This is a genomic window from Salinirussus salinus, assembly GCF_009831455.1.
Lineage (GTDB): Archaea > Halobacteriota > Halobacteria > Halobacteriales > Haloarculaceae > Salinirussus > Salinirussus salinus.
Genome location: NZ_WOWO01000003.1, coordinates 15,785 through 36,053, shown reverse-complemented (window position 1 = coordinate 36,053; position 20,269 = coordinate 15,785). Strand labels below are relative to the sequence as shown.

22 protein-coding genes, 1 tRNA gene and 1 pseudogene are annotated in these 20,269 nt (G+C 70.1%); 18 read left to right on the top strand and 6 right to left on the bottom strand.

Translation table 11 applies throughout. From position 1 onward, the window contains the following. Window positions 1-10 precede the first annotated feature (10 nt). Window positions 11-2,380 (top strand): DUF2298 domain-containing protein, encoded by a 2,370-nt coding sequence (locus GN153_RS10070; protein WP_159902342.1) that lies wholly within the window; start codon window positions 11-13, stop codon window positions 2,378-2,380. Here the strand turns inward: GN153_RS10070 and GN153_RS10065 are convergent. Next, entirely contained in the window at window positions 2,377-2,628 is a 252-nt protein-coding gene (locus GN153_RS10065; RefSeq protein ID WP_159902340.1) for an HAH_0734 family protein, read from the bottom strand. The two genes, GN153_RS10070 and GN153_RS10065, sit on opposite strands and share 4 nt — an antisense overlap. A gap of 259 nt (window positions 2,629-2,887) precedes the next feature. Between GN153_RS10065 and GN153_RS10060 the strand changes: the two genes are divergently transcribed. From GN153_RS10060 to GN153_RS10035, 6 genes are all read left to right on the top strand, one after another. Then, complete coding sequence (locus tag GN153_RS10060; RefSeq protein ID WP_159902338.1) at window positions 2,888-3,079, top strand: hypothetical protein; 192 nt, start codon at window positions 2,888-2,890, stop codon at window positions 3,077-3,079. Between the two features lie 329 nt (window positions 3,080-3,408). Further along, window positions 3,409-3,690, top strand: coding sequence for a 50S ribosomal protein L44e (locus GN153_RS10055; RefSeq protein WP_159902336.1), 282 nt, complete (start codon window positions 3,409-3,411; stop codon window positions 3,688-3,690). Next, the gene (locus tag GN153_RS10050) at window positions 3,690-3,863 is read left to right on the top strand and encodes a 30S ribosomal protein S27e (RefSeq protein WP_159902334.1); all 174 of its coding nucleotides are present in this window, start codon (window positions 3,690-3,692) and stop codon (window positions 3,861-3,863) included. Before GN153_RS10055 ends, GN153_RS10050 begins: the two co-directional genes overlap by 1 nt. A gap of 64 nt (window positions 3,864-3,927) precedes the next feature. Then, complete coding sequence (locus tag GN153_RS10045; RefSeq protein ID WP_159902332.1) at window positions 3,928-4,728, top strand: translation initiation factor IF-2 subunit alpha; 801 nt, start codon at window positions 3,928-3,930, stop codon at window positions 4,726-4,728. Beyond that, complete coding sequence (locus GN153_RS10040; RefSeq protein WP_159902330.1) at window positions 4,729-4,911, top strand: RNA-protein complex protein Nop10; 183 nt, start codon at window positions 4,729-4,731, stop codon at window positions 4,909-4,911. It abuts the gene before it with no gap. 3 nt (window positions 4,912-4,914) lie between these two features. Beyond that, window positions 4,915-5,664: a proteasome assembly chaperone family protein gene (locus GN153_RS10035; RefSeq protein WP_159902328.1), complete on the top strand. Its 750-nt coding sequence runs from the start codon at window positions 4,915-4,917 to the stop codon at window positions 5,662-5,664. Between the two features lie 79 nt (window positions 5,665-5,743). Here the strand turns inward: GN153_RS10035 and GN153_RS10030 are convergent, their stop codons facing one another. From GN153_RS10030 to GN153_RS10020, 3 genes and pseudogenes are all read right to left on the bottom strand, one after another. Continuing rightward, window positions 5,744-7,852: a TRAP transporter permease gene (locus tag GN153_RS10030; RefSeq protein WP_159902326.1), complete on the bottom strand. Its 2,109-nt coding sequence runs from the start codon at window positions 7,850-7,852 to the stop codon at window positions 5,744-5,746. After that, window positions 7,849-8,943 (bottom strand): TAXI family TRAP transporter solute-binding subunit, encoded by a 1,095-nt coding sequence (locus GN153_RS10025; protein ID WP_159902324.1) that lies wholly within the window; start codon window positions 8,941-8,943, stop codon window positions 7,849-7,851. The genes GN153_RS10030 and GN153_RS10025 overlap by 4 nt, the downstream gene beginning before the upstream one ends. 149 nt (window positions 8,944-9,092) lie before the next feature. Continuing rightward, window positions 9,093-9,449, bottom strand: a pseudogene (locus tag GN153_RS10020) (phosphoribosylamine--glycine ligase); the annotation flags it as partial. A gap of 128 nt (window positions 9,450-9,577) precedes the next feature. Between GN153_RS10020 and msrA the strand changes: the two are divergent. From msrA to GN153_RS09985, 7 genes are all read left to right on the top strand, one after another. Further along, window positions 9,578-10,132 (top strand): peptide-methionine (S)-S-oxide reductase MsrA, encoded by a 555-nt coding sequence (gene msrA, locus GN153_RS10015; protein WP_159902322.1) that lies wholly within the window; start codon window positions 9,578-9,580, stop codon window positions 10,130-10,132. A 15-nt stretch (window positions 10,133-10,147) separates the two neighbouring features. Beyond that, window positions 10,148-10,804 carry a uracil-DNA glycosylase gene (locus GN153_RS10010; RefSeq protein WP_159902320.1) on the top strand — a complete coding sequence of 219 codons (657 nt, stop codon included), beginning with the start codon at window positions 10,148-10,150 and terminating at the stop codon, window positions 10,802-10,804. Between the two features lie 174 nt (window positions 10,805-10,978). After that, window positions 10,979-11,488 carry an AAA family ATPase gene (locus GN153_RS10005; protein WP_159902318.1) on the top strand — a complete coding sequence of 170 codons (510 nt, stop codon included), beginning with the start codon at window positions 10,979-10,981 and terminating at the stop codon, window positions 11,486-11,488. Window positions 11,489-11,566: 78 nt separating this feature from the next. Continuing rightward, the gene (locus tag GN153_RS10000) at window positions 11,567-11,950 is read left to right on the top strand and encodes a Rid family detoxifying hydrolase (protein ID WP_159902316.1); all 384 of its coding nucleotides are present in this window, start codon (window positions 11,567-11,569) and stop codon (window positions 11,948-11,950) included. 13 nt (window positions 11,951-11,963) lie between these two features. Further along, complete coding sequence (locus tag GN153_RS09995) at window positions 11,964-12,167, top strand: hypothetical protein (RefSeq protein ID WP_159902314.1); 204 nt, start codon at window positions 11,964-11,966, stop codon at window positions 12,165-12,167. 28 nt (window positions 12,168-12,195) lie between these two features. Continuing rightward, window positions 12,196-12,279 (top strand) — tRNA-Ser (locus tag GN153_RS09990). A gap of 231 nt (window positions 12,280-12,510) precedes the next feature. Beyond that, a complete protein-coding gene (locus tag GN153_RS09985; protein WP_159902312.1) occupies window positions 12,511-12,699 on the top strand; it encodes a hypothetical protein in 189 nt (62 codons plus the stop codon). On the opposite strand, the gene GN153_RS09980 is transcribed toward GN153_RS09985, so the two are convergent. Beyond that, window positions 12,683-13,117: a universal stress protein gene (locus tag GN153_RS09980; protein WP_159902310.1), complete on the bottom strand. Its 435-nt coding sequence runs from the start codon at window positions 13,115-13,117 to the stop codon at window positions 12,683-12,685. The genes GN153_RS09985 and GN153_RS09980 overlap by 17 nt on opposite strands. A gap of 124 nt (window positions 13,118-13,241) precedes the next feature. On the opposite strand from GN153_RS09980, the gene GN153_RS09975 reads away from it, so the two are divergent. The 3 genes from GN153_RS09975 to GN153_RS09965 all read left to right on the top strand — a co-directional run bounded on the left by GN153_RS09975 (window position 13,242) and on the right by GN153_RS09965 (window position 16,642). Beyond that, window positions 13,242-14,249, top strand: a complete 1,008-nt coding sequence (locus GN153_RS09975) for an alpha/beta fold hydrolase (RefSeq protein ID WP_159902308.1) — start codon at window positions 13,242-13,244, stop codon at window positions 14,247-14,249. A 26-nt stretch (window positions 14,250-14,275) separates the two neighbouring features. Continuing rightward, window positions 14,276-15,460, top strand: a complete 1,185-nt coding sequence (locus tag GN153_RS09970) for a cytochrome P450 (protein WP_159902306.1) — start codon at window positions 14,276-14,278, stop codon at window positions 15,458-15,460. An 81-nt stretch (window positions 15,461-15,541) separates the two neighbouring features. Further along, on the top strand, window positions 15,542-16,642 hold the full coding sequence (locus GN153_RS09965) for an MBL fold metallo-hydrolase (RefSeq protein ID WP_201287866.1): 1,101 nt from the start codon (window positions 15,542-15,544) through the stop codon (window positions 16,640-16,642). Window positions 16,643-17,106: 464 nt separating this feature from the next. On the opposite strand, the gene GN153_RS09960 is transcribed toward GN153_RS09965, so the two are convergent. Then, on the bottom strand, window positions 17,107-18,207 hold the full coding sequence (locus GN153_RS09960; protein WP_159902304.1) for an NADH:flavin oxidoreductase/NADH oxidase: 1,101 nt from the start codon (window positions 18,205-18,207) through the stop codon (window positions 17,107-17,109). Window positions 18,208-18,448: 241 nt separating this feature from the next. Here GN153_RS09960 and thsB point away from each other — a divergent pair, with 241 nt between their 5' ends. Continuing rightward, on the top strand, window positions 18,449-20,119 hold the full coding sequence (thsB, locus tag GN153_RS09955) for a thermosome subunit beta (RefSeq protein ID WP_159902302.1): 1,671 nt from the start codon (window positions 18,449-18,451) through the stop codon (window positions 20,117-20,119). Window positions 20,120-20,269: the final 150 nt, after the last annotated feature.

The window sequence follows — 20,269 nt, the reverse complement described above, 5'->3', positions numbered from 1 at the left end:
CCCCCGAACGATGGAGTACGGCCTCGTCGCGGGCTGGCTGGCGCTGTATCTCGTCTTGCTCCGGGCCGGCCAGCCCGTCGCCGCCCGCCTGCTCCCCTGGCACGGGAGCGGGCTCGCCCTCCCGGTCGCGCTGGCGGTTCTCTGGCTCGTGACCTTCTGGGTCGGCCACCTCGCGCTCGGCCCCGCCGTCTGGCTCGGGGTCGCGGTGCTCGTCGGTGCGGCTATCCTGCTCGACATCCGGTCAGGTGCCGACCCGATACCGGCGGGCTATCTGGAGGCCGCGGCCGTGTTCACCGTCGCCTTCCTCTTCCTGGTGGCGGTCCGGGCGGTCGACCCCGCAATCGTCCCCGGCGGTGGCGAGAAGTTCCTCGATTTCGGCCTGCTGAAGTCGCTGGTCCGGGCCGACGCGCTCCCCGCCGAGGACGTGTGGTTCGCCGGCCGCCCCTTCTCCTACTACTACGGGGGCCACCTGCTCGCGGCGGCGCTGACACGCCTCACGGGCACCGCCGGCCGCTTCGCCTACAATCTCGCGCTGGCGGGCTTCTATGCGACGCTCGTCACGGCGGTCTACGGGCTCGCCGGTCAGGTGGCCGCCAGCCGGGGGGCGTCCCGGCGGCTCGGCGCCGCCCTCGGGGCCTTCTTCGTGGGCGTGGCCGCGAACCTGCTCGCGGCCGGCCGGCTGCTGGTCTGGCTGGTCCCCGGCGGCGAGGGGGTGGCGGCCGCGCTGGGCGCCCCCGTCGAGGGGCTGGCCGCCGGCCCCGGGGAGTTCAGCTACTGGTCGGCCAGCCGCGTCATCGCCGACGACCCCGCGGACTTCGCCACCTACACCCCCCCGAACGCGCTCACGATAAACGAGTTCCCGCTGTTTGCCTGGCTCAACGGCGACATGCACGCCCACATGATGAGCACCGCCTTCCTCGTGCTCGTCGCCGGACTCTGTTTCGCGTACTACCGGACCGACGCCGACCGCGTGCGCCGGCGCCGTCTCCTCTTGCTGGGCGCAATCCCGGCCGTCGGCGGGCTGGTCGCGGTCACGAACACCTGGTCGTTCCCCAGCGTCGCCGGCCTCGTTCTCGTCACGGTCGTTCTCGCGCCCGCAGCCCCGCGGTCGCTGTTGCCCGCGCCCGCCCGCTCGCGCCTGGGCACCGACGACGACCTGCGTGGGGAACTCCGCCGGGTCGGCGTCGGGCTGCTCGTCGCCGGGGGCGTCCTCGCGCTGGGCGTGGCGTGGTCGCTCCCGTTCTGGGTCACCTCGGTGACCAGCCGGACCGTCGCCGTCTTCCCCGACCGGAGTTCGCTCGGGGAGTTGCTGGTGGTCCACGGGGTCTTTCTCGCGGTGTTCGCGGGCTACCTCTACGTCCGGGGGGCGGACACCCTCGGGACGCGCCGGGCACGACTCGGGGCCGTCGCCAGCGTCGCGGTCGTGGGGGTCGCGGCGGCCCTCGACGTCGCGGCGCTCGGGCTGGTCGCGCCGCTGGTCGCGCTGGGGTGGCTGTTCGCCCGCCGGCCCGGGCTTCCGGGACTGGCGCCGGCGCGGGCCGACGGCGGGGCGGAGGGGGACGGGAATCCGGACAGTGGCGACGGCGCCGTCGCCGCCGGAGGCGGCAGCCGTCGCCCCGGCTTCGAGGCGGTCCTGCTGGTCGCCGGCGCCGGACTCGTAGTCCTCGTCGAATTCGTCTTCATCCGGGAGAACGTCGGCCGGATGAACACCGTCTTCAAGACCTACATGCAGGTGTGGGTGCTCTGGAGTCTCGCGGCGGGGGCGGCCCTGGCGTGGCTGCTGGCCCGGCTCGGGGGCTGGCGCGGCCGGACGGTCCGGGTCGGCGCCGCCCTCTTGCTGGTGAGCGCGTCGATTTACGGCGGCTTCGCGCTCGCGAACCACTTCACCAGCGAGGCAGACATCGCCCGGACCGACGACCCCACCCTCGACGGGCTGGCCTACCTCGACGTCCGCCACCCCGGCGAGGCGCCGGCAATCCGGTGGCTGGACGGCCGGGAGGGCAGACCCACGATCCTCACCGCGGCGCCGGGCGGGTACACCTGGTACTCGCCGGAGGGAGACGGTGCGAGCGCGCCGGCGAGTCTGACGGGGCTGCCGGCGGTGCTCGGGTGGTTCCACGAGGCACAGTACCGCGGCGAGGAGGCGTACTCGACCCGACTGCGGGCGGTCGAACTCCTCTATTCGGGGGCACCGAACCAGCAGGCGGTCCTGGCCGAGCGGTACGACCTGCGGTACGTCTACGTCGGGCCGGCCGAGCGGGCAAGATACGACGTGACGGTCGGCGAGCGGCCCTGGACGGAGGTGGCGAGGGCGTTCGAGGACGTGACCGTCTACCGGGTCAACGCGAGCGCGTTAGGAGAGAGCGAGTACCTCGACTAGGACGACTCGAGGACGGTGACGGCGCCGGCGTCGACGTCCTCGGTGTCCAGATGCATCGGGATGTACTCCCGGCGCTCGTAGGCCTCCTGCTCGTCTGCGGCGCCGACCGTACACCACAGCTTGGGCTCGGTGGGGCCGTGCCAGTCACCCTGGCGGGCGACGCTGAAGCAGACGTACTCCTCCCCGTCGTACTCGATGCGGGCCCCCTTCCGGATCCCCGGGTCGCCGTGGATGATCAGCTTCTGCATACCCGCGGATTCCCCCGTAGCGCACTTAGGCACTTCGAAGCGGGCCGTCCGTGTGGCCCGTTCCGGCGCCGTCCCCGGAGCGTCCCGGCACCGCCACGGGAACCGTGTCGGAGGAGTGGCCGGATAGTCGCTTCTGAAAATTCTCTGTGACCATCTATATTTTTCTCTCGCATTTATTTGTGTGTGCATATAGAATAATAGGTCTTCTAGATACGTATGGGCAAAGAATTCAAGTATATCCGTACATTCGAACTAATCGATGAGTGTCGAAGAAAACACGACATCAGGCGCGGTACCGGCGACGACCAGCCCGGACGGGGCCTTCGCCCCGTCGGCGAACTACATGCCCTGCGAACACTGCGGCGAGGGGACACTCGTCTACGACCCGGACCTGCGGGCCTCGCGGTGTCGCGCCTGCGGCGAGGCGGCACTGCCGGAGGTGGGTCGGTAGGGGGAGGCCTGCCCGTCCTGGTCGGCCGACCGGTCCGACCGCTCGAACGCGAACTCGCGTTCGGCACGGACAACGGCGCCCCTGCCCCGGGGTCCATGCCAGGGGGCGGGTGCGCCCAGCCGGTCACCACCCAGCCACCTGGTCGGCTGCTGCCGGCCACTCCACGTCACTGTGACTGCCGGCCGCCGGGCGGTTCTCCGGCGGCGTTTCGCCTCCCGCCCAGCGCCCGCTCCGGGTCACTCCGAAGCCGTGGCGCGGGTTCCCGAAGGCAGTCCGAACCAAACGGGTTTTAACCGGGCCTGTCCAACGAGCCCGCAAGGTCGATATCTATGGAGATGCCGCGACGGTTCAACACCTACTGTCCGCACTGTAACGCCCACCACGAACACGAGGTCGAGAAGGTCCGGAGCGGCCGGCCCTCCGGGATGACCAAGGTCGACGGCCGCCAGTCCGAGCGCCAGTCGGGCATCGGCAACGACGGGAAGTTCTCGAAGGTGCCCGGCGGCGACAAGCCCACGAAGAAGACCGACCTCACCTACCGGTGTACCGACTGCGGGAAGGCCCACCGCCGCGAGGGGTGGCGCGCCGGCCGCCTGGAGTTCCAGGACTGATGGCGGGGAGCTTCTACCGGGTGGCTTGCCCGGATTGTGAGAACGAGCAGATAGTCTTCGGCCGTGCCGCCACTGAGGTTGCCTGCCAGGTCTGTGGTCACACGCTCGCCCGCCCGACCGGCGGCGAGGCCGTCCTCGAGGGCGAGGTCACCGAGACCGTCGAGGCGCGGTAACTCCTTCTCCGTCGCGGTCCGCTGAAGCAACGAGGTTATCACCGGCCGTCGACAACCGACAGGTATGAAATACAGCGGCTGGCCCGAACCCGGCGAACTGGTCGTCGGCCGTGTCGACGAGATCGAGGACTTCGGGGTGTTCATCGACCTGCTGGAGTACGAGGACAAGCGCGGGCTCTGTCACATCTCGGAGGTGGCCTCGGGGTGGATCAAGAACGTCCGCGACCACGTCAACGTCGACCAGCGCGTCGTCGCGAAGGTGCTCGACATCGACAAGAGCGCACAGCAGATCGACCTCTCGCTGAAAGACGTCAACGACCACCAGCGAAAGGACACGATCCAGGAGTGGAAAAACGAGCAGAAGGCCGACAACTGGATGGAGCTGGCCTTCGGCGAGGACATGGACGACGAGCAGTACGCCGCCATCGCCAACGAGCTGCTCGCGGACTTCGGGTCGCTGTACGACGGCTTCGAGGCCGCGGCCATCCACGGCGCGGAGGCCTTCGAGGAGACCGACCTCGACGAGGGGGAAGTCGAGGCCATCGTCGGTACCGCCCGCGAGAACGTCTCTGTGCCCTACGTGAAGGTGACGGGCTACGTCAGCCTGGAGTGTCCGACCGGCGACGGCGTCGACGTGATCAAGGAGGCACTGCAGGCCGCGGAGGGCAACGGCGAGGTGCCCGAGGAGGTCGACCTCGAGGTGACTTACGTCGGCTCCCCGGAGTACCGTATCGAGGTCCAGGCGCCGGACTACAAGACCGCCGAGACCGAACTCGAGGAGAGCGCCGAGCGCGCCCGCGCGCTCGTCACCGAGCGTGGCGGGACCGGCCGCTTCCACCGCGAGCGCGAGACCGACGAGGAGTAGATGCGCTCGGACATCCGCGTCTGCGCGGCCTGGGCCGAGCGCCACGACCGGCCGGTGTACACCCTGGGGGAGACCTGCCCCGAGTGCGGGGCCGACGCGGTCAACAGCGCCCCCGCGCCGTTCAACCCGGAAGACCCCCACGGCAGCTACCGACGCGCTCTTAAGCGGCGCACCCGGGAGTAGGCTATGGACGAATTCGACATCGAGAGCGTCGCCGAGCCGGAGCTTTCGGACCCGGTGCTGGTCGAGGGGCTGCCCGGCGTCGGCCACGTCGGCAAGCTCGCCGCCGAGCACCTCGTCGAGGAGCTCGACAGCGAACTCGTCCGGCGGGTCTACTCCACGCATTTCCCCCCGCAGGTAAGCGTCGACGACGGCGTGTCGACGCTCGCGAACGCCGAAATCCACGCCGTCGACGCGGGCGAGCGGGACCTGCTCGTGTTGACCGGCGACCACCAGGCCCAGGACGGGCCCGGCCACTACGGCCTGGCCGAGGCGTTCCTCGACGTCGCCGGGGACCTGGGCGTCGAGCGGGTGTTCGCGCTCGGGGGCGTCCCCACGGGCGAGCTGATCGAGGAGTACGACGTCGTCGGCGCGGCCACCTCCGAGGCCGAGCGCGACGACCTGACCGAGGCCGGCGTGGAGTTCCGCGAGGACGAGCCCGCCGGCGGGATCGTCGGCATCAGCGGCCTCCTGCTGGGACTCGGAGAGCGCCGCGGCGTCCCCGCGGCCTGCCTGATGGGCGAGACCAGCGGCTACCTCGTCGACCCCAAGAGCGCCCAGGCCGTCCTCGAGGTCCTACAGGACGTGCTCGGCTTCGAGGTCGACTTCGGCTCGCTGGAGGAGCGCGCCGAGGAGATGGAGGAGGTCGTCCGGAAGATCCAGGAGATGGAGGGCGGCCCGGCGGCGACCGACGAGGACCTTCGCTACATCGGCTGACGTCCCCTGACCGGCGGCACCGTCCGTGAACGCCCGGACCGGCCGTCGGCAGCCGGCGTCGGGGGAAGAGGCGGCCGGGTCAGTCGCTCCGGCTGAGCTGTGCCCGGACGTCGATCGAGTTCTCGACGGTGTACCGCCGGACGTTGGCTGCCAGCACGACGAGCGCCAGCGTCACGCCGGCCAGTGGAGCGAGCGTGGACACCGTCGACGGGACGAACAGCAACGCGGCGGCGACGAAGGAGACCGCCCGTTCCGGCCGGGTGTACTGGGTCACGAGGAAGTTCTCGAACCCGGCCGCCAGGAACAGGATGGCGCCGAGCACCTGGACGACGGCGGTGAAGATGGCGACGGGGCCGCCGTTGGCGATGAGCGCCGGGTTGTAGATCCAGACGAAGGGGATGATGTAGATCGGGAGCGCAAAGCGGATGGCGTACTTGCAGGTGTTGAGGAAGTTCCCCTTGGAGATCCCGGTCGCCACCAGACACGCCCCCGCCACCGGCGGCGAGATGTTCGACAGGATGGCGTAGTAGAACACGAACATGTGGGCGGCGATCTTCAGGCTCTCCGTGTCGGTGAGAAAGCCGGGCCGGGCGTTGACGATAGCCGGGGCTGCGAGCAACGCCACGACGAGGTATGCGACGATCGAGGGGGTGCCGAACCCGAGCACGATGCCGATCAGGCCGGCCATCACCAGCAGGAAGAGGAGGTTCCCGCCGGCGACGTCGAGCAGGGTCGAGGAGATGACGCCGAACACGCCGGTCATGCTGAATATCTCGATGATCCACCCCAGCTCTGCGATGACGATCATGATCGACGCCATCGACCGGCTGGCGCTGTCGAAGGCCAGGGTGACCGAGCGGCCGACCTCCTTGACCCCCGAGAGGAGTGCCCCGTCGTTCAGGGCGGCGACCAGCCGGTGGAGCGCGAACAGCACCAGCATCGCCTGCATCCCCTTCCAGGCGGAGACGTAGGCGGCGTCACCCTCCGAGAGCGAGACGATGATGATGCCGATGGGGACGAACAGGTACGAGCGCACCAAAAGCGACCGGAAGCTCACCATGTCCTCTCGGGGGATCGGCTCGAAGCCCCGCTTGACCGCCCGCAAGTGTGCCGAGATCATCAGCGTCGCGTAGAACAGGAAGGCAGGAATGGCCGCCGCGACCAGGATGTTGAAGAAGCTCGTGCCGATGATGTCGGCCATGATGAAGGCCGTCGCGCCCATGATGGGGGGTGTGATCTGTCCGCCGGTCGAGGCCGTCGCCTCGACGGCGCCCGCGAAGTCCCGGTCGTAGCCGAGCCGCTTCATCAGGGGGATCGAGAAGGCGCCGGTGGCGGCGACGTTCGCGATGGCCGCGCCGGACAGCATCCCCATGAAGCCCGAGGAGATGACGGCGACCTGGGCCGGCCCCGAGCGGAGCCGGCCGGCGATCCGGCTGGCGAAGTCGCCGAAGAAATCCGCCCCGCCGAGGTGCAACAGGAAGACGCCGAAGAAGATGAACATCGTGATCAGCGACGCCGAGAGGCTCATGAACCGCCCCAGAACGCCGGTGAAGTTGGGGAAGGCCGCGCCGGCGGCGATCCGGGTCCAGTCCAGTCCGGCGTGCCCGAGGGGGCCGGGGATGAAGTTCCCGAACAGGCCGTAGGCGAGCGCGGCCAGTCCCAGGACCACGAACGGGAGGCCGACGATGCGGCGCGCGCCCTCGAGCGTGACCAGAATGAGCAGCGACGACATCAGAATGTCGGCGTCGTTCGGAAGCCCGCTGCGCTGTGAGAACGCGGCTGCCCCCTCGAGGAAGAAATACGCCGCCGCGCCCACGATGATGAGCGCCATCAGCACCGAGAGGCCGTTGTACAGCAGCCGCTTGCGCCGGCTGTCACCGGTGTACAGCGTCGTCAAAAAGACCAGCACGCCCATCGTCAGGAAGTGGGTCATGACGAACGGCCGGCCCGAGAGGACGGGGCCGACGACGAAGAGGACGTGCCAGACCGTCGTCGCGATCGCGAGTATCGAGACCCCGACGAACAGCAGCCGGCGGTAGTTGGAGGAGGTGTAGTAGGAGACCATCTCCTCGTCGTCGGTCTGGGCGTCCTCGTCTTCGTCCTCGCCGGTGGTGTCGATGGAGGTCGTCGTGCTGTCGACGAGGTCGCCGATGTAGCTGTCGAGCGATTCCCGGTCTATGAGGCTCATCGTTCGGCGACTGGCAGGGAGTCGTCCCAGAGGTCGTTTTCACGGAGCGCCTCGACGGCACCGGGGTGGAACGGGGCTGCCTCGGCGTCCTGGTCGGTGATGAGCGTCGCGAACTGCTCGGGGGCCTGTGCGAACCCCGCCCACAGCCCCGTTCCTTCCGCCAGCGTCTCGCGGTTCTCGATGGCCACGGTGACCATCTCCCGGACGGCGTCGTCGGGCATGTCCAGCGTCGCGAAGTGGGTGTTCGTCCCGGCGACCGTCTTGTACGACGACCGGTCGCTGTAGACGGAGTTCTCCAACGCTGGGCCGAGCCCCTCGATGTTGAACTCCCACTCGACGCCGCCGGTGATGTTCCAGTTATCGACGTACTCGCGGGCGTTGATCAGCCGGTCGGTTGGCTCCTCGCCGTCCGGGACGACGAGCTTCGGCTCGTCGGCAGTCTGGATGAACTGCTGGGCCTGCGGGCCGATGATGTTGTTGACACCGGCGGTGATGACCGCCGAGACCTGGCCGTCCTGGAGGTTCTGGAACCCTTCCTCACCCCCCACGCGGACCGGGTCGGTCTCCTCCCAGCCGTACCCGTTGGCGAGCATGAACAGCCGGTAGTAGGTGTGGACCGTCGACCCCGGGAGCCCGGTGACGACCCGCTTGCCGGCGGTGTCTTTGAGGTAGTCGATGTCGGTATCGGCCGTCGTGAACGCGATGGGGAACGGGTACGCCGCACACGTGAACAGGATGTTCGTGTCGAACTGGTTCTCGAATGGGGGGTGAGCCATATCGGCCGCCTGGAAATCCGGCGTCGACCCCGCACCCATGTCGACCGACCCGCTTCCCACCTGACGCTGACTGGCGTTGAACCCGCCGGTCGTCTGCACGCTGAGTTCGTAGTCGGTGCCACCCTGGATCTCGTTGGCCCAGGTCAACCCGATCTGGTAAGGGGCGGACCCGTTCTCCCCTCCGGCGTAGGTGAACCGCGTCTGCCCCCCACCGCCGCCGCCACCGTCCGAACACCCCGCGAGCGCGACCATTCCGGCCGCACTCGCCGAACCGACTGTCTTCAGGAACGTCCGTCTTCGTGTCGTCGTCTGCATGATAGTGTCTATCATACGTCAACATGAAAAATAATTTTTGGTCATTATTCACCCTTGTCCACAAGTATTGCCGGAAAATCTCGCCGGCTGGCGAGCGGGGCCGGGCGTTCGTCTCTCGGAGCTGATGTCGGTGTGACTCTCTCGAGTGGGTGTTCGACGGTGCTGACGCCGTGTTCTTCGAGGACCTGCATCGCGTAGCCCCGGTCCTCTTCCAGCCGGTCGGTGTTCGGCGTGCCACCGACGACCGCTTTCCCTCGCTCGCGGAGGTCCCGTGCGAGCCGGCCCGTGCCGACGTCCGAGCCGACCCAGATGTCGTCGAAGACAACGACGTCCGCCCACTCGATTTCCGCACGCCAGTCGTCGGTTTTGGGGACGAACCCATCGCCGATCTCCTTGTCGCTCCCGGCTTCGATGTAGTACTTCACGCCGTGGCCTTCCCGGTGGACCTGCCACGCGAGGTCGGTGACCAGGGCGGCGTCTGCAGAGACGAACAGGAACTTCTCCATGGCAAACGGTGGCTGCCGTCGCGCAAAAGGGTGCGGGCGGTGCGCGTACCGGCGAGCGGCCAGGCCGACCGGACCGGCCGGCACGCGGACGCAAAGGGGCTATAGGCCTGCACGCCCTATGGAAGAGCATGAGCGAGACCGAACTGGCGACCTTCGGTGGCGGCTGTTTCTGGTGTGTCGAGGCGGCCTTCGAGCGCGTGCGCGGCGTCCGCGAGGTGGTCTCGGGGTACGCCGGCGGTCACACCGAGGACCCGAGCTACCGGGAAGTCTGTTCGGGCTCGACCGGCCACGCCGAGGTCGTCCAGGTCGCCTACGACCCCGACGCCGTCAGCTACGAGGACCTGCTCGAGGTCTTCTTTACGATCCACGACCCGACGACGAAGGACCGCCAGGGGCCGGACGTCGGCTCGCAGTACCGCTCCATCGTGCTCTATCACGGCGAGGCCCAGCGCGAGGCCGTCGAGCGCTATATCGAGGAACTGGAGGAGAGCGGCGAGTACGAGGGGGTCGTGACCGAGGTCACGCGCCTGGAGACGTTCTACCGCGCCGAGGAGAAACATCAGAACTACTTCGCGAAGAACCCCGACCAGCCCTACTGCCGGATGCAGATCCCGCCGAAGCTGGAGAAACTCGAATCGAAACACGCGGACAAGCTGGCCCCCGAGGCGCCAGGCGGGGACTGACGCGGCAGGGGACGGATGGACGAGACAGACCCGAACGCGGGCGCCAGCACCGAGCCCGCCGCTCCCGACCCCGAGACGCGAAACGCCCTCGCCGCGGACTGTCGGCGCTGCCCCGACCTCGTCGCGAGTCGGGAGTGCATCTCCTGGGGGAACGGCCCCGCCGACGCCGAGGTGATGGTCGTCGGCGAGGCGCCGGGCGCGGGGAGCCCGGATGCGGACCGCTGGTGCGGGGGCAACTGGACCGGGCTGGCCTACACCTCCCGGCACTCCGGCCGTCGAGTTCGGGAGCTGATGACCGCCGTCGGCCACCCCGACGCCTACTACACCAACGCCGTGAAGTGTTTTCCGGGCGACGGGGAGGGCAGCAACCGCGAACCGACCGCGGAGGAACGGGCCAACTGCCGGCCGTACCTCCGCGAGGAGGTCGGGACCGTCGACCCCCGCGTCGTCGTCCCGACGGGCAAACACGCCACGCAGTCGGTTCTCGCCCTCGAAGGCAAGCAGACCGACGGGTTCATCGAGAACGTGCTGGAGCCGGTCGACTGTCCGGGGCTGGGGGTGCGCGTGGTTCCGATCCTGCACCCTTCCTACCAGGATGTCTGGCTCCCGGAGATCGAGCACACTGTGGCGTCCTACCGGGCGGCCATCGCGGACCTGCTTGCCGGGCGGTAGCGCCGGGCGTCGGCTGGGGTCGCCCGCGCCGTGGCGCCGGCGCCACCAGTCCGCCGAGCGGGAGACCCGGAGGTTTGATTTGGTCGGACGCGGGAGGGCCGGGTATGCTGGCGTCCACGCGGGCACGGCGGGACGCGGAGCAGGCGACGGCGGACGGAGCGAGGGGTGGCGGCCGTGGCTGAGGGGCCGACCCTGGTGGTCGTCTGTGGTCCGCCGGGAGTGGGCAAGAGTCTGGTCGCGCGGACCGCCGCCGACGCCGTCGGCGCGAGGGTGCTCCGGACCGACGTCGTCCGGCAGGACCTCTTCGACGACCCCGGCTACACCGACGAGGAGGTCAGCCGCGTCTACGCGGAGATGCGCGACCGGGCCCGCGAGCGCCTGGCCGCGGGCGAGCCGGTCGTTCTCGACGGAACCTACCGCTCGGTCGCCCTCCGGGACGCGGTCGCGGCGGTCGCCGAGGACCTGGGCGTCCCGTCGGTCTTCCTGCGGGTGACCTGCCCGGAGTCGGTGGTCCGCGAGCGGATGGCGGCCCGGACCGACGACCCAAGCGAGGCCGAGTTCGAGGACTACCGGGCCATCGCCGCCGAATTCGAGCCCCTGGAGCGGGACCACCACGCCGTCGACAACGCCGGGAGCGTCGAGGAGACCGAGCGGCAGGTCCGCGAGGCGCTCGGGGAGCGCTGACCCCCGGTGGCGGAGTCGGCGGGCGCCGGCGCCGTCCCCGCCGGCACCGTTTTGAGGGCGGCTCGCGCACACACGGGCATGCGCGACACAGTCAGTACCGACGAGGCACCGGCAGCGGTCGGGGCGTACAGCCAGGGGACCGTGACGGAGGACCTGGTCTTCACCGCGGGACAGATCGCCCTGACCCCCGAGGGCGACCTGCTGGACGAGGCCGCGATCGACGTCCAGACCGAGCAGGCCCTGGAGAACGTCCAGGCGGTGCTGGAGGCCGCGGACTCGAGTCTCACGGACGCGCTGAAGGTGACTGTCTACCTCGACGACATCGAGGACTTCGAGGCGATGAACGCGACCTACGAGACCTTCTTCGAGGGCGACCCCCCCGCCCGGAGCGCGGTCGCCGTCGAGGACCTCCCGGCGGGCGTCGGGGTGGAGATAGAGGCCATCGCGGCCCGGCAGCCGTGACGGCGTGACAGCCATGGACGCCAGACGGAAAGACAGCCTGCTGTGGGGCGTGGTCGGGGGGCTGGCCTTCCTGGTACTCGTCCAGGGGTACGAACTCCTCGCCGACGAGGCCGTGGCCCTGACCGTCAAGACGGGCGTGGCCCTCGGGGTGCTGGTGGTCACGGCGCTCGCCGCCCACGCGCTCAGACCGCGGCTCGCGGGGAACGAAAGGACTTAAGCCGCGCTCCCGCTATCGCCGGATGCGAGCCAGGATGGCCGAATCTGGTAAGGCGCACGCCTGGAAAGCGTGTTCCCGTATGGGATTCTGGGTTCAAATCCCAGTCCTGGCGTACCACCTTTTTTCGCCCCGGGCGCGCTCACTACGCTCGCGCACCGCGTGGCGGCGGAGCCGCCACGGCATGCGGTTGCGGGCCGTCGGCCCGCAACCCGCTCGGCAAAAAAACGTGGGCGAAAAAAGCGCGAGCGGCGGAGCCGCTCGCGTCGGCGACGCCGAGCTCTGAACGTTCGTCGGGACAGCGACTCGACAGATACTTTTCACAGAGAGTGGTGAGCCAGGGACGATGCCGTCGACGCCCACCGTCGAGGAGTTGCTGGCGCGTCACGACGACGTCCGGCACGTCGAGCGGACCCGACGGCCCGGCGCCGAGCGGTTCGCCGGCCTGCAACGGCGCGTCCGGGGCGGCCTGGAGCGGGCCCTCGCCGCCCGCGCTGCGGTCCCGGGAGAGCGGCGGATTACCGGACGATGGTGACGGGGACGGAGGCCCGGCGGGTGACCGCCTCCGCGACGCTGCCGAACAGCACGCGGCCGACGCCCGACCGGCCGCGGCTCCCCATGACGACGTGGTCGACGCCCAGTTCCTCGATGGCGGCGAGGATCTCCCGCGCCGGCGAGCCGGTCCGGAGGCTCGTCTCGGCCTCGACTCCCCGGTCGGCGGCGGTCTCGCGGTACTCCTCGAGGAGGCGTTCCCCGCGCTCGTGCTGGCGTCTGGCCTCCGCCTGGTAGCTCTCGACGTCGAAGTACTCGTCGTCGCCGTAGCCGAAGGTGTTGACGGGGTTGACCACGTGCAACAGTGTGACCGCCGGGTCGGGCCGCTCGCTCAGCGCGTACTCCAGCGCCTGCTCGGCCTGCTCGGAGCCGTCGACCGGGACCAGGATGTGCTGCCCCATGCAGGCCGGTCCCACCCGACCCGGATAAGTCCACCTGACGCCCGCCCGGGTTCCCGTCGCGGCCCCGGACTCCGTCGATACCGTCGGTGCCATCCTCTAAGTACCGGCCGGCCACAGGAGGGTCATGGAAGAGACCGACGACCGGTTCGCGGACGTCCCCGACCACGGCGGGGTCAGAGGGTTCGAGCCCGCCTTCCTCGAGGCCGACGGCCTGCGGACGCGGTACTACGAGGTCGGCGAGGGGGAGCCGCTCGTCTTGCTCCACGGCGGGCTCTGGAACGGGAGCAGCAGCGCCAACGACTGGGCGCCGGCGTTCGACCCGCTCGGCGAGCGGTTCCACACCCTCGCCTTCGACCGGGTCGGCTGCGGGCTGACGGACAACCCCGACGCGGTCGAGGACTACTGCTTCCGCACGGAACTCGACCACGCGCTCGCGGTCGTGGACGCCCTGGGGATAGAGGAGTATCACCTCTGTGGCACCTCCCGGGGCGCCGGCCTGGCCGCCTGGCTCGCGGTCGAGTACCCGGAGCGCGTCCGGACGCTGACGCTGACCAACAGCCACACGCTCGGCCCGAAATCCGGCGACCGCGCCCACCGCAGCGACCGGCTGCTCAAGCCCGACGGGGTCGAGTACGGCTCGACCGACTCGGAGTGGTACCGGTTCCAGCACGAGCAGTTCAGCCACCGGACCGGCCACGTCACCGAGGAGTTCTGCCGGACGGCCGCCGCCCTCCGGAGCCGGCCCAAGGCCGAGACGACCGCCGAGATGATGGCCGAACACGGCGAGGCCTTCGAGGAGGGTGTCGCCGAGCGGATGGTCGAGACCCGCCGCCGGCTCCGGGCCGGCGCGTTCGAGAAGCCAGCGCTGTACGTCTACGGCCACAACGACATGACCGTCCCGTTCCGGACCGCCGTCGGGGCCTTCGAACTGCTCGGACAGGCGAACCCGCGGGCGCGCCTGGAGGTGATCGGTCGCTGCGGCCACATGCCGTTCCGGGAGTATCCCGGGGAGTTCGCCGGCCGGCTCCGTGCGTTCGTCGACCGCGAGGCCGGCGAGGGGACGGGGAGCGACGCTTCGGGGACGGCGGCCACGGCCTGCGGGCCACGCGGGGGAGCGCGTGAGGGGGACTGAAGTGGCGGGGCGTGTTACCACACGTCATGAGCGAGCGCGGGGACGCGGCGTACCCGGCACCCCTCCGGAGCGAGCGCCGCCAGCTCGAACCCTTCGGGTGGTACCGCGAGATGCGGGAATCGGCGCCGGTCCGGTACGACTCCGAGCGGGACATCTGGGGGGTGTTCCGCTACGAAACTGTCGACGGGATCCTCCGGGACCACGAGACCTACTCCTCGGACCGCGAGCCCGACGTCGACGCGCCGCCGTCGATGCTCAGCTCCGACCCGCCGACCCACACCCGGCTCCGCGAGCCCGTCGAGGGGCGGTTCGCGCCCGGCGAGGTGGAGCGGCTGGCTCCCGAGATCCGGCGGATGGCCACGGAGCTCGTCGAGGAGGCCGTCGCCGGCGGGGAGATGGACGTGGTCGACGACCTGGCGCGGTGGCTCCCGACGATGACCATCGCCGCCCTGCTGGGCGTCCCGCCCGAGGAGCGCGAGCGGTTCAAGGAGTGGTCGGACACCATCGTCGCCGGGCCGCAGCTGACCGGCGGCGACCGCGAGGCGCTCCAGGAGCGCCAGGAGGCGGCCGGCCGGGAGATGCGCGACTACTTCATGGAGGTGATGGCCCGCCGCGCCGAGGAGCCCCGGGACGACCTGATCTCCGATGTCCTCCTGGAGTACGACGGCGGCGACCTCACCGAGGGGGAGATCCGCGGCATCTTCGAACTCCTCCTGGTCGCGGGCAACGTCACGACGACGAACCTGATCACCAACGCCGTCTGGTGTCTCGCAGCCAACGACTGCGTCGGCACGGTCCGGGGTGACGAGGACGCCCTGGAGCGGGCCGTCGAGGAGACACTGCGGTACCGCTCGCCGGTCCAGTGGACCTCGCGGATCCCGACCGAACCCGTCGAGGTCGAAGGTCACGAGATAGCGGCGGGCACGCCGGTCCGGACCTACATCGGGTCGGCCAACCGCGACCCCGCGGTGTTCGACCGGCCCGACGAGTTCCGTCCCGACCGGGACCCCAATCCTCACATGGCGTTCGGCCGGGGCATCCACTTCTGTCTGGGCGCCGCGCTCGCTCGCCTGGAGGCACGGATCGCCCTCTCGGAGCTGTTCGACCGGGTCGAGGACGTCAGGCTGGCGACGACCGACCTCGAACCCGTCGCTGGTACGTTCCTCTACGGCGTCCGCGAGCTCCCGGTCCGGTTCGAACGCCGCGGGTGAGCGGGAGGCCGCGGCTGGTCGCCGCCACGGCCGACCGGCGCAGGCGACAGCTAAATGCCCCGGGCGGGTGAACTCCGGGCCATGCCAGCAGAGGACATCGACCCCTTCGAGACCGACATGTTCGAGCGCCTCGACGGCGTCCGCGAGGTCGCCGAGGACGTCTACTACCACTCCTACTTCAGCTCGGTGACGGCCTTCGACACCGAGGAGGGGCTGGTGCTGGTCGACACGAGCGTCGAGCAGGCCTCCCCCCGGATCGCCGAGGACCTCCGGGAGGTGACCGACGCGCCGGTCCACACCGCCATCTACACCCACGGCCACCTCGACCACGCCTACGGGCTGGAGCACTTCCTGCTGGAGGACCAGGACGACCCACGCGTGCTCGCCCACGAGAACGTCCCCGACCGCTTCGAGCGGTACGCCCGGACTGCGGGCCACAACGAGGCGGTCAACGCCCGCCAGTTCGGCGGGACCGTCGACGCCACCGAGGACCTGGCAGACGAATCCGGCAGCCGGTTCCGGGTGCCCGACTACCCGCCGACGGTCACCTACGAGGAGGGAGTAACCCTGTCGGTGGGCGGACTCACCTTCGAAATCCACCACGGGAAAGGCGAGACCGACGACCACTCCTGGCTCTACTGTCCCGAGCGGGAGGTGCTCTGCTCGGGCGATTTCCACATCAACGTCGCCCCCAACGCCGGCAACCCCCAGAAGGTCCAGCGCTACCCCTGGGCGTGGGCCGACACCCTCCGGGAGATGGCGGCGCTGGACGCCCGCCACCTCTGTCCCGGCCACGGCCACCCCGTCGTCGACGACCCCGCCGAGGTCCAGGAGCGGCTACTCCACAGCGCCGAGTATCTCGACACAATCGTCGAGGGAACCCTGGAGGTACTCAACGACGGCTCGCCGCCCCACGTCGACGTCGTCCACGCGGTCGATTACCCGGAGTACGACGCCCCCTGGCTGGCCGAGACCTACGACGAGGGGGAGTTCATCGCCCGCAACGTCATCCGGTACTACGGTGGCTGGTGGACCGGCCGACCCTCCGAGCTCAAGCCCGCTCCGCGGGACGCGGTCGCCGAGGAGGTCGCGGCGCTTGCCGGCGACGCGGGGACGCTCGCCGACCGCGCGCTCGAACTGGCCGACGAAGACGTGCGTCTGGCCTGTCACCTCGCCGACTAAGCCCTGGAGGCCGCTCCGGACGACGAGGATGTCCAGGCGGCGGTCACTGAAGTCTACGAGCGCCGCGCCGCCGGCGAGGAGAATCTCATGTCCGGGAACCTCTACTCCTCGGCCGCCGAGTACGCCCGCGACGGCCGTCCCTTCCGGTAACGAGGCCGGGCGCTCGGCAACGGACCGGTACCGCGGGCCACGAGTGCCCCGGCCATCCCCCGTCCCGGTCTCCCGGCGCACGGGTGGATGGCAGGCACCAGGAAACAGCCGTGCAGGTGGTGGCTGGTAGGCGCACAGCCGCGACCGGCGGTGGGCACCGACTCGCTCCGCCCCGTGTCGCTGTACGCCCGCCCAGGAGCACTACTCCCGCCCACTAAAAGCCATCGTTAACTGATAACACACACCACGTAGACGGCCCCGTCGTGCGGTCGCGGGACCGCCGGGCGTGGCGGACGCCTCCCGTGTGCGCCCGGTCAGAACCCGAACGCGCGGTAGTACTGCGGCGGCCCCTCGAGTTCGTCGGTCGCGTCCAGGTCCCGGGCAGCCCGCATCGTGAAGTAGGGGTCCCGGAGGTGTTCGCGGCCGACGACCGCCAGGTCGGCGCGGTCGTTCGCGACGACTGCCTCGGCCTGCTCGGCGGTCGTGATCCCGCCGACGGTCCCGACTGCGATGTCGGACTCGCTCTCTTCGCGGACGTGCTCGGCCCACCGGAGCTGGTAGTTCGGGCCGGTGTAGTCGGGATGCGAGTCGGGGACGATCCCGCCCGAGCTCACGTCGATGAGGTCGGCGCCGGCCTCGTGGAGCCGGTCGGCCAGGCGCGCGGAGTCCCCGACCGTCCAGGACTCGCAGCCCTCGAGACAGTCCGTCGCGGAGATGCGGACGAAGACGGGCTTGTCGTCGGGCCAGACCTCCCGGACCGCAGCGGTGACCTCCCGGACCAGGCGGCTCCGGCCCTCGAAGTCGCCGCCGTAGTCGTCCTCGCGGCGATTGGTGACTGGCGAGAGGAACTCGTGGAGCAGGTACCCGTGGGCGCCGTGGACCTCTGCGACCTGGAAGCCTGCCTCCCGGGCCCGGCGGGCCGCCGCCCGGAAGGCGCCGATGACTGACTCGATGCCGTCCTGGTCCAGCCGCGCTGTCTCGGGAGCGTCTTCCTCGTAGGGCCAGGGGGTGTCGGTCGGCCCGACGACGCCCCAGCCTCCCGCTTCGGGGCCCAGCGGGTCGTGGCCCTCCCAGGGCCGGCTGGTCGAGGCTTTCCGGCCGGCGTGGGCCAGCTGGATCGCCGGCACCGACCCCTGGTCGCTGATGAACCCCGCGATGGGGGCGAGCGCCTCTGCCTGTTCGTCGGTCCAGATCCCCAGGTCCTCCGGGGAGATCCGTCCGCGGGGTTCGACGGCGGTCGCCTCGGTCATCACCACGCCCGCGCCGCCGACCGCGCGCGAGCCGAGGTGGACCCGGTGCCACTCGGTCGCCACGCCGTCGCGGTCCTCGCAGGAGTACTGGCACATCGGCGACACCATCACGCGGTTCGGGAGTGTGGTCCCGCGCAGCTCCAGGGGGTCGAACAGTTCCGTCATACCTCTCTCTCGGGTAGCCACGACAAAACACTCCCGACAGCGGTCCGGCGGTGGAATGCCGGCGGCGTCACCTCGCGGGCTCGCGGTACAAAAACCGGGGGAACGGTACCGACGGAGAGGAACCGCATACGGGCCGGAGATCCCCCGTCTCGGGGGAGTGTTCGGCGGTAGTGGCTGCGTGGCGGCGACGGCCGCTGACCGCATCCTTTATATAGAACCACAGACAAAGCTTCGCCTGATTATGAGCCAGCAGCAGATGCAGGGCCAGCCGATGATCGTACTGGGCGAGGACGCCCAGCGGATGAAAGACGAGAGCGCACAGGAGCACAACATCGCCGCGGCCCGAGCCGTCGCCGAGTCGGTCCGGTCGACGCTCGGCCCGAAGGGGATGGACAAGATGCTCGTCACCTCCCTCGGCGACATCGTCGTCACCAACGACGGGGTGACCATCCTCGACGAGATGGACATCGACAACCCCACCGCGGAGATGATCGTCGAGGTCGCCGAGACACAGGAGGACGAGGCCGGCGACGGGACGACCACGGCGGTCTCGGTCGCGGGCGAACTCCTCAAGGGCGCCGAGGAGCTCCTGGAGCAGGACATCCACCCGACGGCGGTCATCAAGGGCTTCACGATGGCCTCCGAGCAGGCCCGCGAGGAGATCGACGACATCGCCGTCGAGGTCGACCGCGAGGACGAGGAGGTCCTCCGGAAGGTCGCCGAGACGTCGATGACCGGCAAGGGCGCCGAGCAGCACAAGGACACGCTGGCCGGGCTCGTCGTCGACGCCGCCCGCGCGGTCACCGTCGAGGCCGACGACGGCTCCTACGTCGTCGACCTGGCCTACCTGAACACCCAGACCGCGACCGGCGGCTCCGCCGGCGACTCCGAGCTCATCGAGGGGAGCATCATCGACAAGGACCCCCTCCACGAGGACATGCCGACCGAGGCCGAGGGCGACGTGCTCCTGCTTGACTCGCCGCTCGAACTCGAGGAGGCCGACGTCGACACCCAGGTCAGCGTCACCGACCCCGACCAGCTCCAGGACTTCATCGCCCAGGAGGAACAGCAGCTCAAGGACCTGGTCGATACGATCGTCGACCTCGGGGCCGACGTCGTCATCTGCCAGAAGGGCGTCGACGACATGGTCCAGCACTACCTCGCCAAGGAGGGCATCCTGGGGATGCGCCGCGTCAAGAAGTCCGACCTGGAGTTCCTGCGTGAGGTCGTCGGCGCGAACATCGTCTCCGACCTGGACGCTGCGACCGCCGAGGACCTCGGCCACGGGACGGTCACCCGCGACGAGAACGCCGGCCACTACGTCGTCGAGGGCGGCGAGGACGCCCACGGCGTCACCCTGTTCCTGCGGGGATCGACCGACCACGTCGTCGACGAGATCGAGCGCGGCGTCCAGGACGCGCTGGACGTCGTCGCCGACACCATCACCGAGGGGACGGTCCTGCCCGGCGGCGGCGCCCCCGAGACCGAGGTCGCCGCCCGGCTGCGCGACTACGCCGACGGCGTCAGCGGCCGCGAACAGCTCGCCGTCGAGGCCTTCGCGGACGCACTCGACGTCGTGCCCCGGACGCTCGCGGAGAACTCCGGGCTCGACCCCATCGACACCCTGGTCGACCTGCGCTCGGCCCACGACGACGGCCGGGTCCGGGCCGGCCTGAACGTCTTCAGCGGCGACGTCGAGGACACCTTCGAGGCGGGTATCGTCGAGCCCGCCCACGCCAAGCGCCAGGCCGTCTCCTCCGCCACGGAGGCAGCCAACCTCGTGCTCAAGATCGACGACATCATTTCCGCCGGCGACCTCTCCACCGAGGGTGACGAGGACCCCGGCGCCGGCGGCCCCGGCGGCGGCATGGGTGGCATGGGCGGTATGGGCGGCATGGGCGGCGCCATGTAAGACGCCACCACCTTTTTTCGCCTCGGGTACGCTCGCGCACCGCGTGGCGGCGGAGCCGCCACGGCATGCGGTTGCGGGCCGTCGGCCCGCAACCCGCTCGGCGAAAAAACGTGGGCGAAAAAACCGAGCGCGCGGCGGCCGCCGCGCGCT

Bases quoted from the DNA above. Each gene is read 5' to 3' on its own strand.
- GN153_RS10070 (WP_159902342.1), top strand. From the start codon at position 11: ATGGAGTACGGCCTCGTCGCGGGCTGGCTGGCGCTGTATCTCGTCTTG.
- GN153_RS10065 (WP_159902340.1), bottom strand. From the start codon at position 2,628: ATGCAGAAGCTGATCATCCACGGCGACCCGGGGATCCGGAAGGGGGCC.
- GN153_RS10060 (WP_159902338.1), top strand. From the start codon at position 2,888: ATGAGTGTCGAAGAAAACACGACATCAGGCGCGGTACCGGCGACGACC.
- GN153_RS10055 (WP_159902336.1), top strand. From the start codon at position 3,409: ATGGAGATGCCGCGACGGTTCAACACCTACTGTCCGCACTGTAACGCC.
- GN153_RS10050 (WP_159902334.1), top strand. From the start codon at position 3,690: ATGGCGGGGAGCTTCTACCGGGTGGCTTGCCCGGATTGTGAGAACGAG.
- GN153_RS10045 (WP_159902332.1), top strand. From the start codon at position 3,928: ATGAAATACAGCGGCTGGCCCGAACCCGGCGAACTGGTCGTCGGCCGT.
- GN153_RS10040 (WP_159902330.1), top strand. From the start codon at position 4,729: ATGCGCTCGGACATCCGCGTCTGCGCGGCCTGGGCCGAGCGCCACGAC.
- GN153_RS10035 (WP_159902328.1), top strand. From the start codon at position 4,915: ATGGACGAATTCGACATCGAGAGCGTCGCCGAGCCGGAGCTTTCGGAC.
- GN153_RS10030 (WP_159902326.1), bottom strand. From the start codon at position 7,852: ATGAGCCTCATAGACCGGGAATCGCTCGACAGCTACATCGGCGACCTC.
- GN153_RS10025 (WP_159902324.1), bottom strand. From the start codon at position 8,943: ATGCAGACGACGACACGAAGACGGACGTTCCTGAAGACAGTCGGTTCG.
- msrA (WP_159902322.1), top strand. From the start codon at position 9,578: ATGAGCGAGACCGAACTGGCGACCTTCGGTGGCGGCTGTTTCTGGTGT.
- GN153_RS10010 (WP_159902320.1), top strand. From the start codon at position 10,148: ATGGACGAGACAGACCCGAACGCGGGCGCCAGCACCGAGCCCGCCGCT.
- GN153_RS10000 (WP_159902316.1), top strand. From the start codon at position 11,567: ATGCGCGACACAGTCAGTACCGACGAGGCACCGGCAGCGGTCGGGGCG.
- GN153_RS09995 (WP_159902314.1), top strand. From the start codon at position 11,964: ATGGACGCCAGACGGAAAGACAGCCTGCTGTGGGGCGTGGTCGGGGGG.
- GN153_RS09985 (WP_159902312.1), top strand. From the start codon at position 12,511: ATGCCGTCGACGCCCACCGTCGAGGAGTTGCTGGCGCGTCACGACGAC.
- GN153_RS09980 (WP_159902310.1), bottom strand. From the start codon at position 13,117: ATGGGGCAGCACATCCTGGTCCCGGTCGACGGCTCCGAGCAGGCCGAG.
- GN153_RS09975 (WP_159902308.1), top strand. From the start codon at position 13,242: ATGGAAGAGACCGACGACCGGTTCGCGGACGTCCCCGACCACGGCGGG.
- GN153_RS09970 (WP_159902306.1), top strand. From the start codon at position 14,276: ATGAGCGAGCGCGGGGACGCGGCGTACCCGGCACCCCTCCGGAGCGAG.
- GN153_RS09965 (WP_201287866.1), top strand. From the start codon at position 15,542: ATGCCAGCAGAGGACATCGACCCCTTCGAGACCGACATGTTCGAGCGC.
- GN153_RS09960 (WP_159902304.1), bottom strand. From the start codon at position 18,207: ATGACGGAACTGTTCGACCCCCTGGAGCTGCGCGGGACCACACTCCCG.
- thsB (WP_159902302.1), top strand. From the start codon at position 18,449: ATGAGCCAGCAGCAGATGCAGGGCCAGCCGATGATCGTACTGGGCGAG.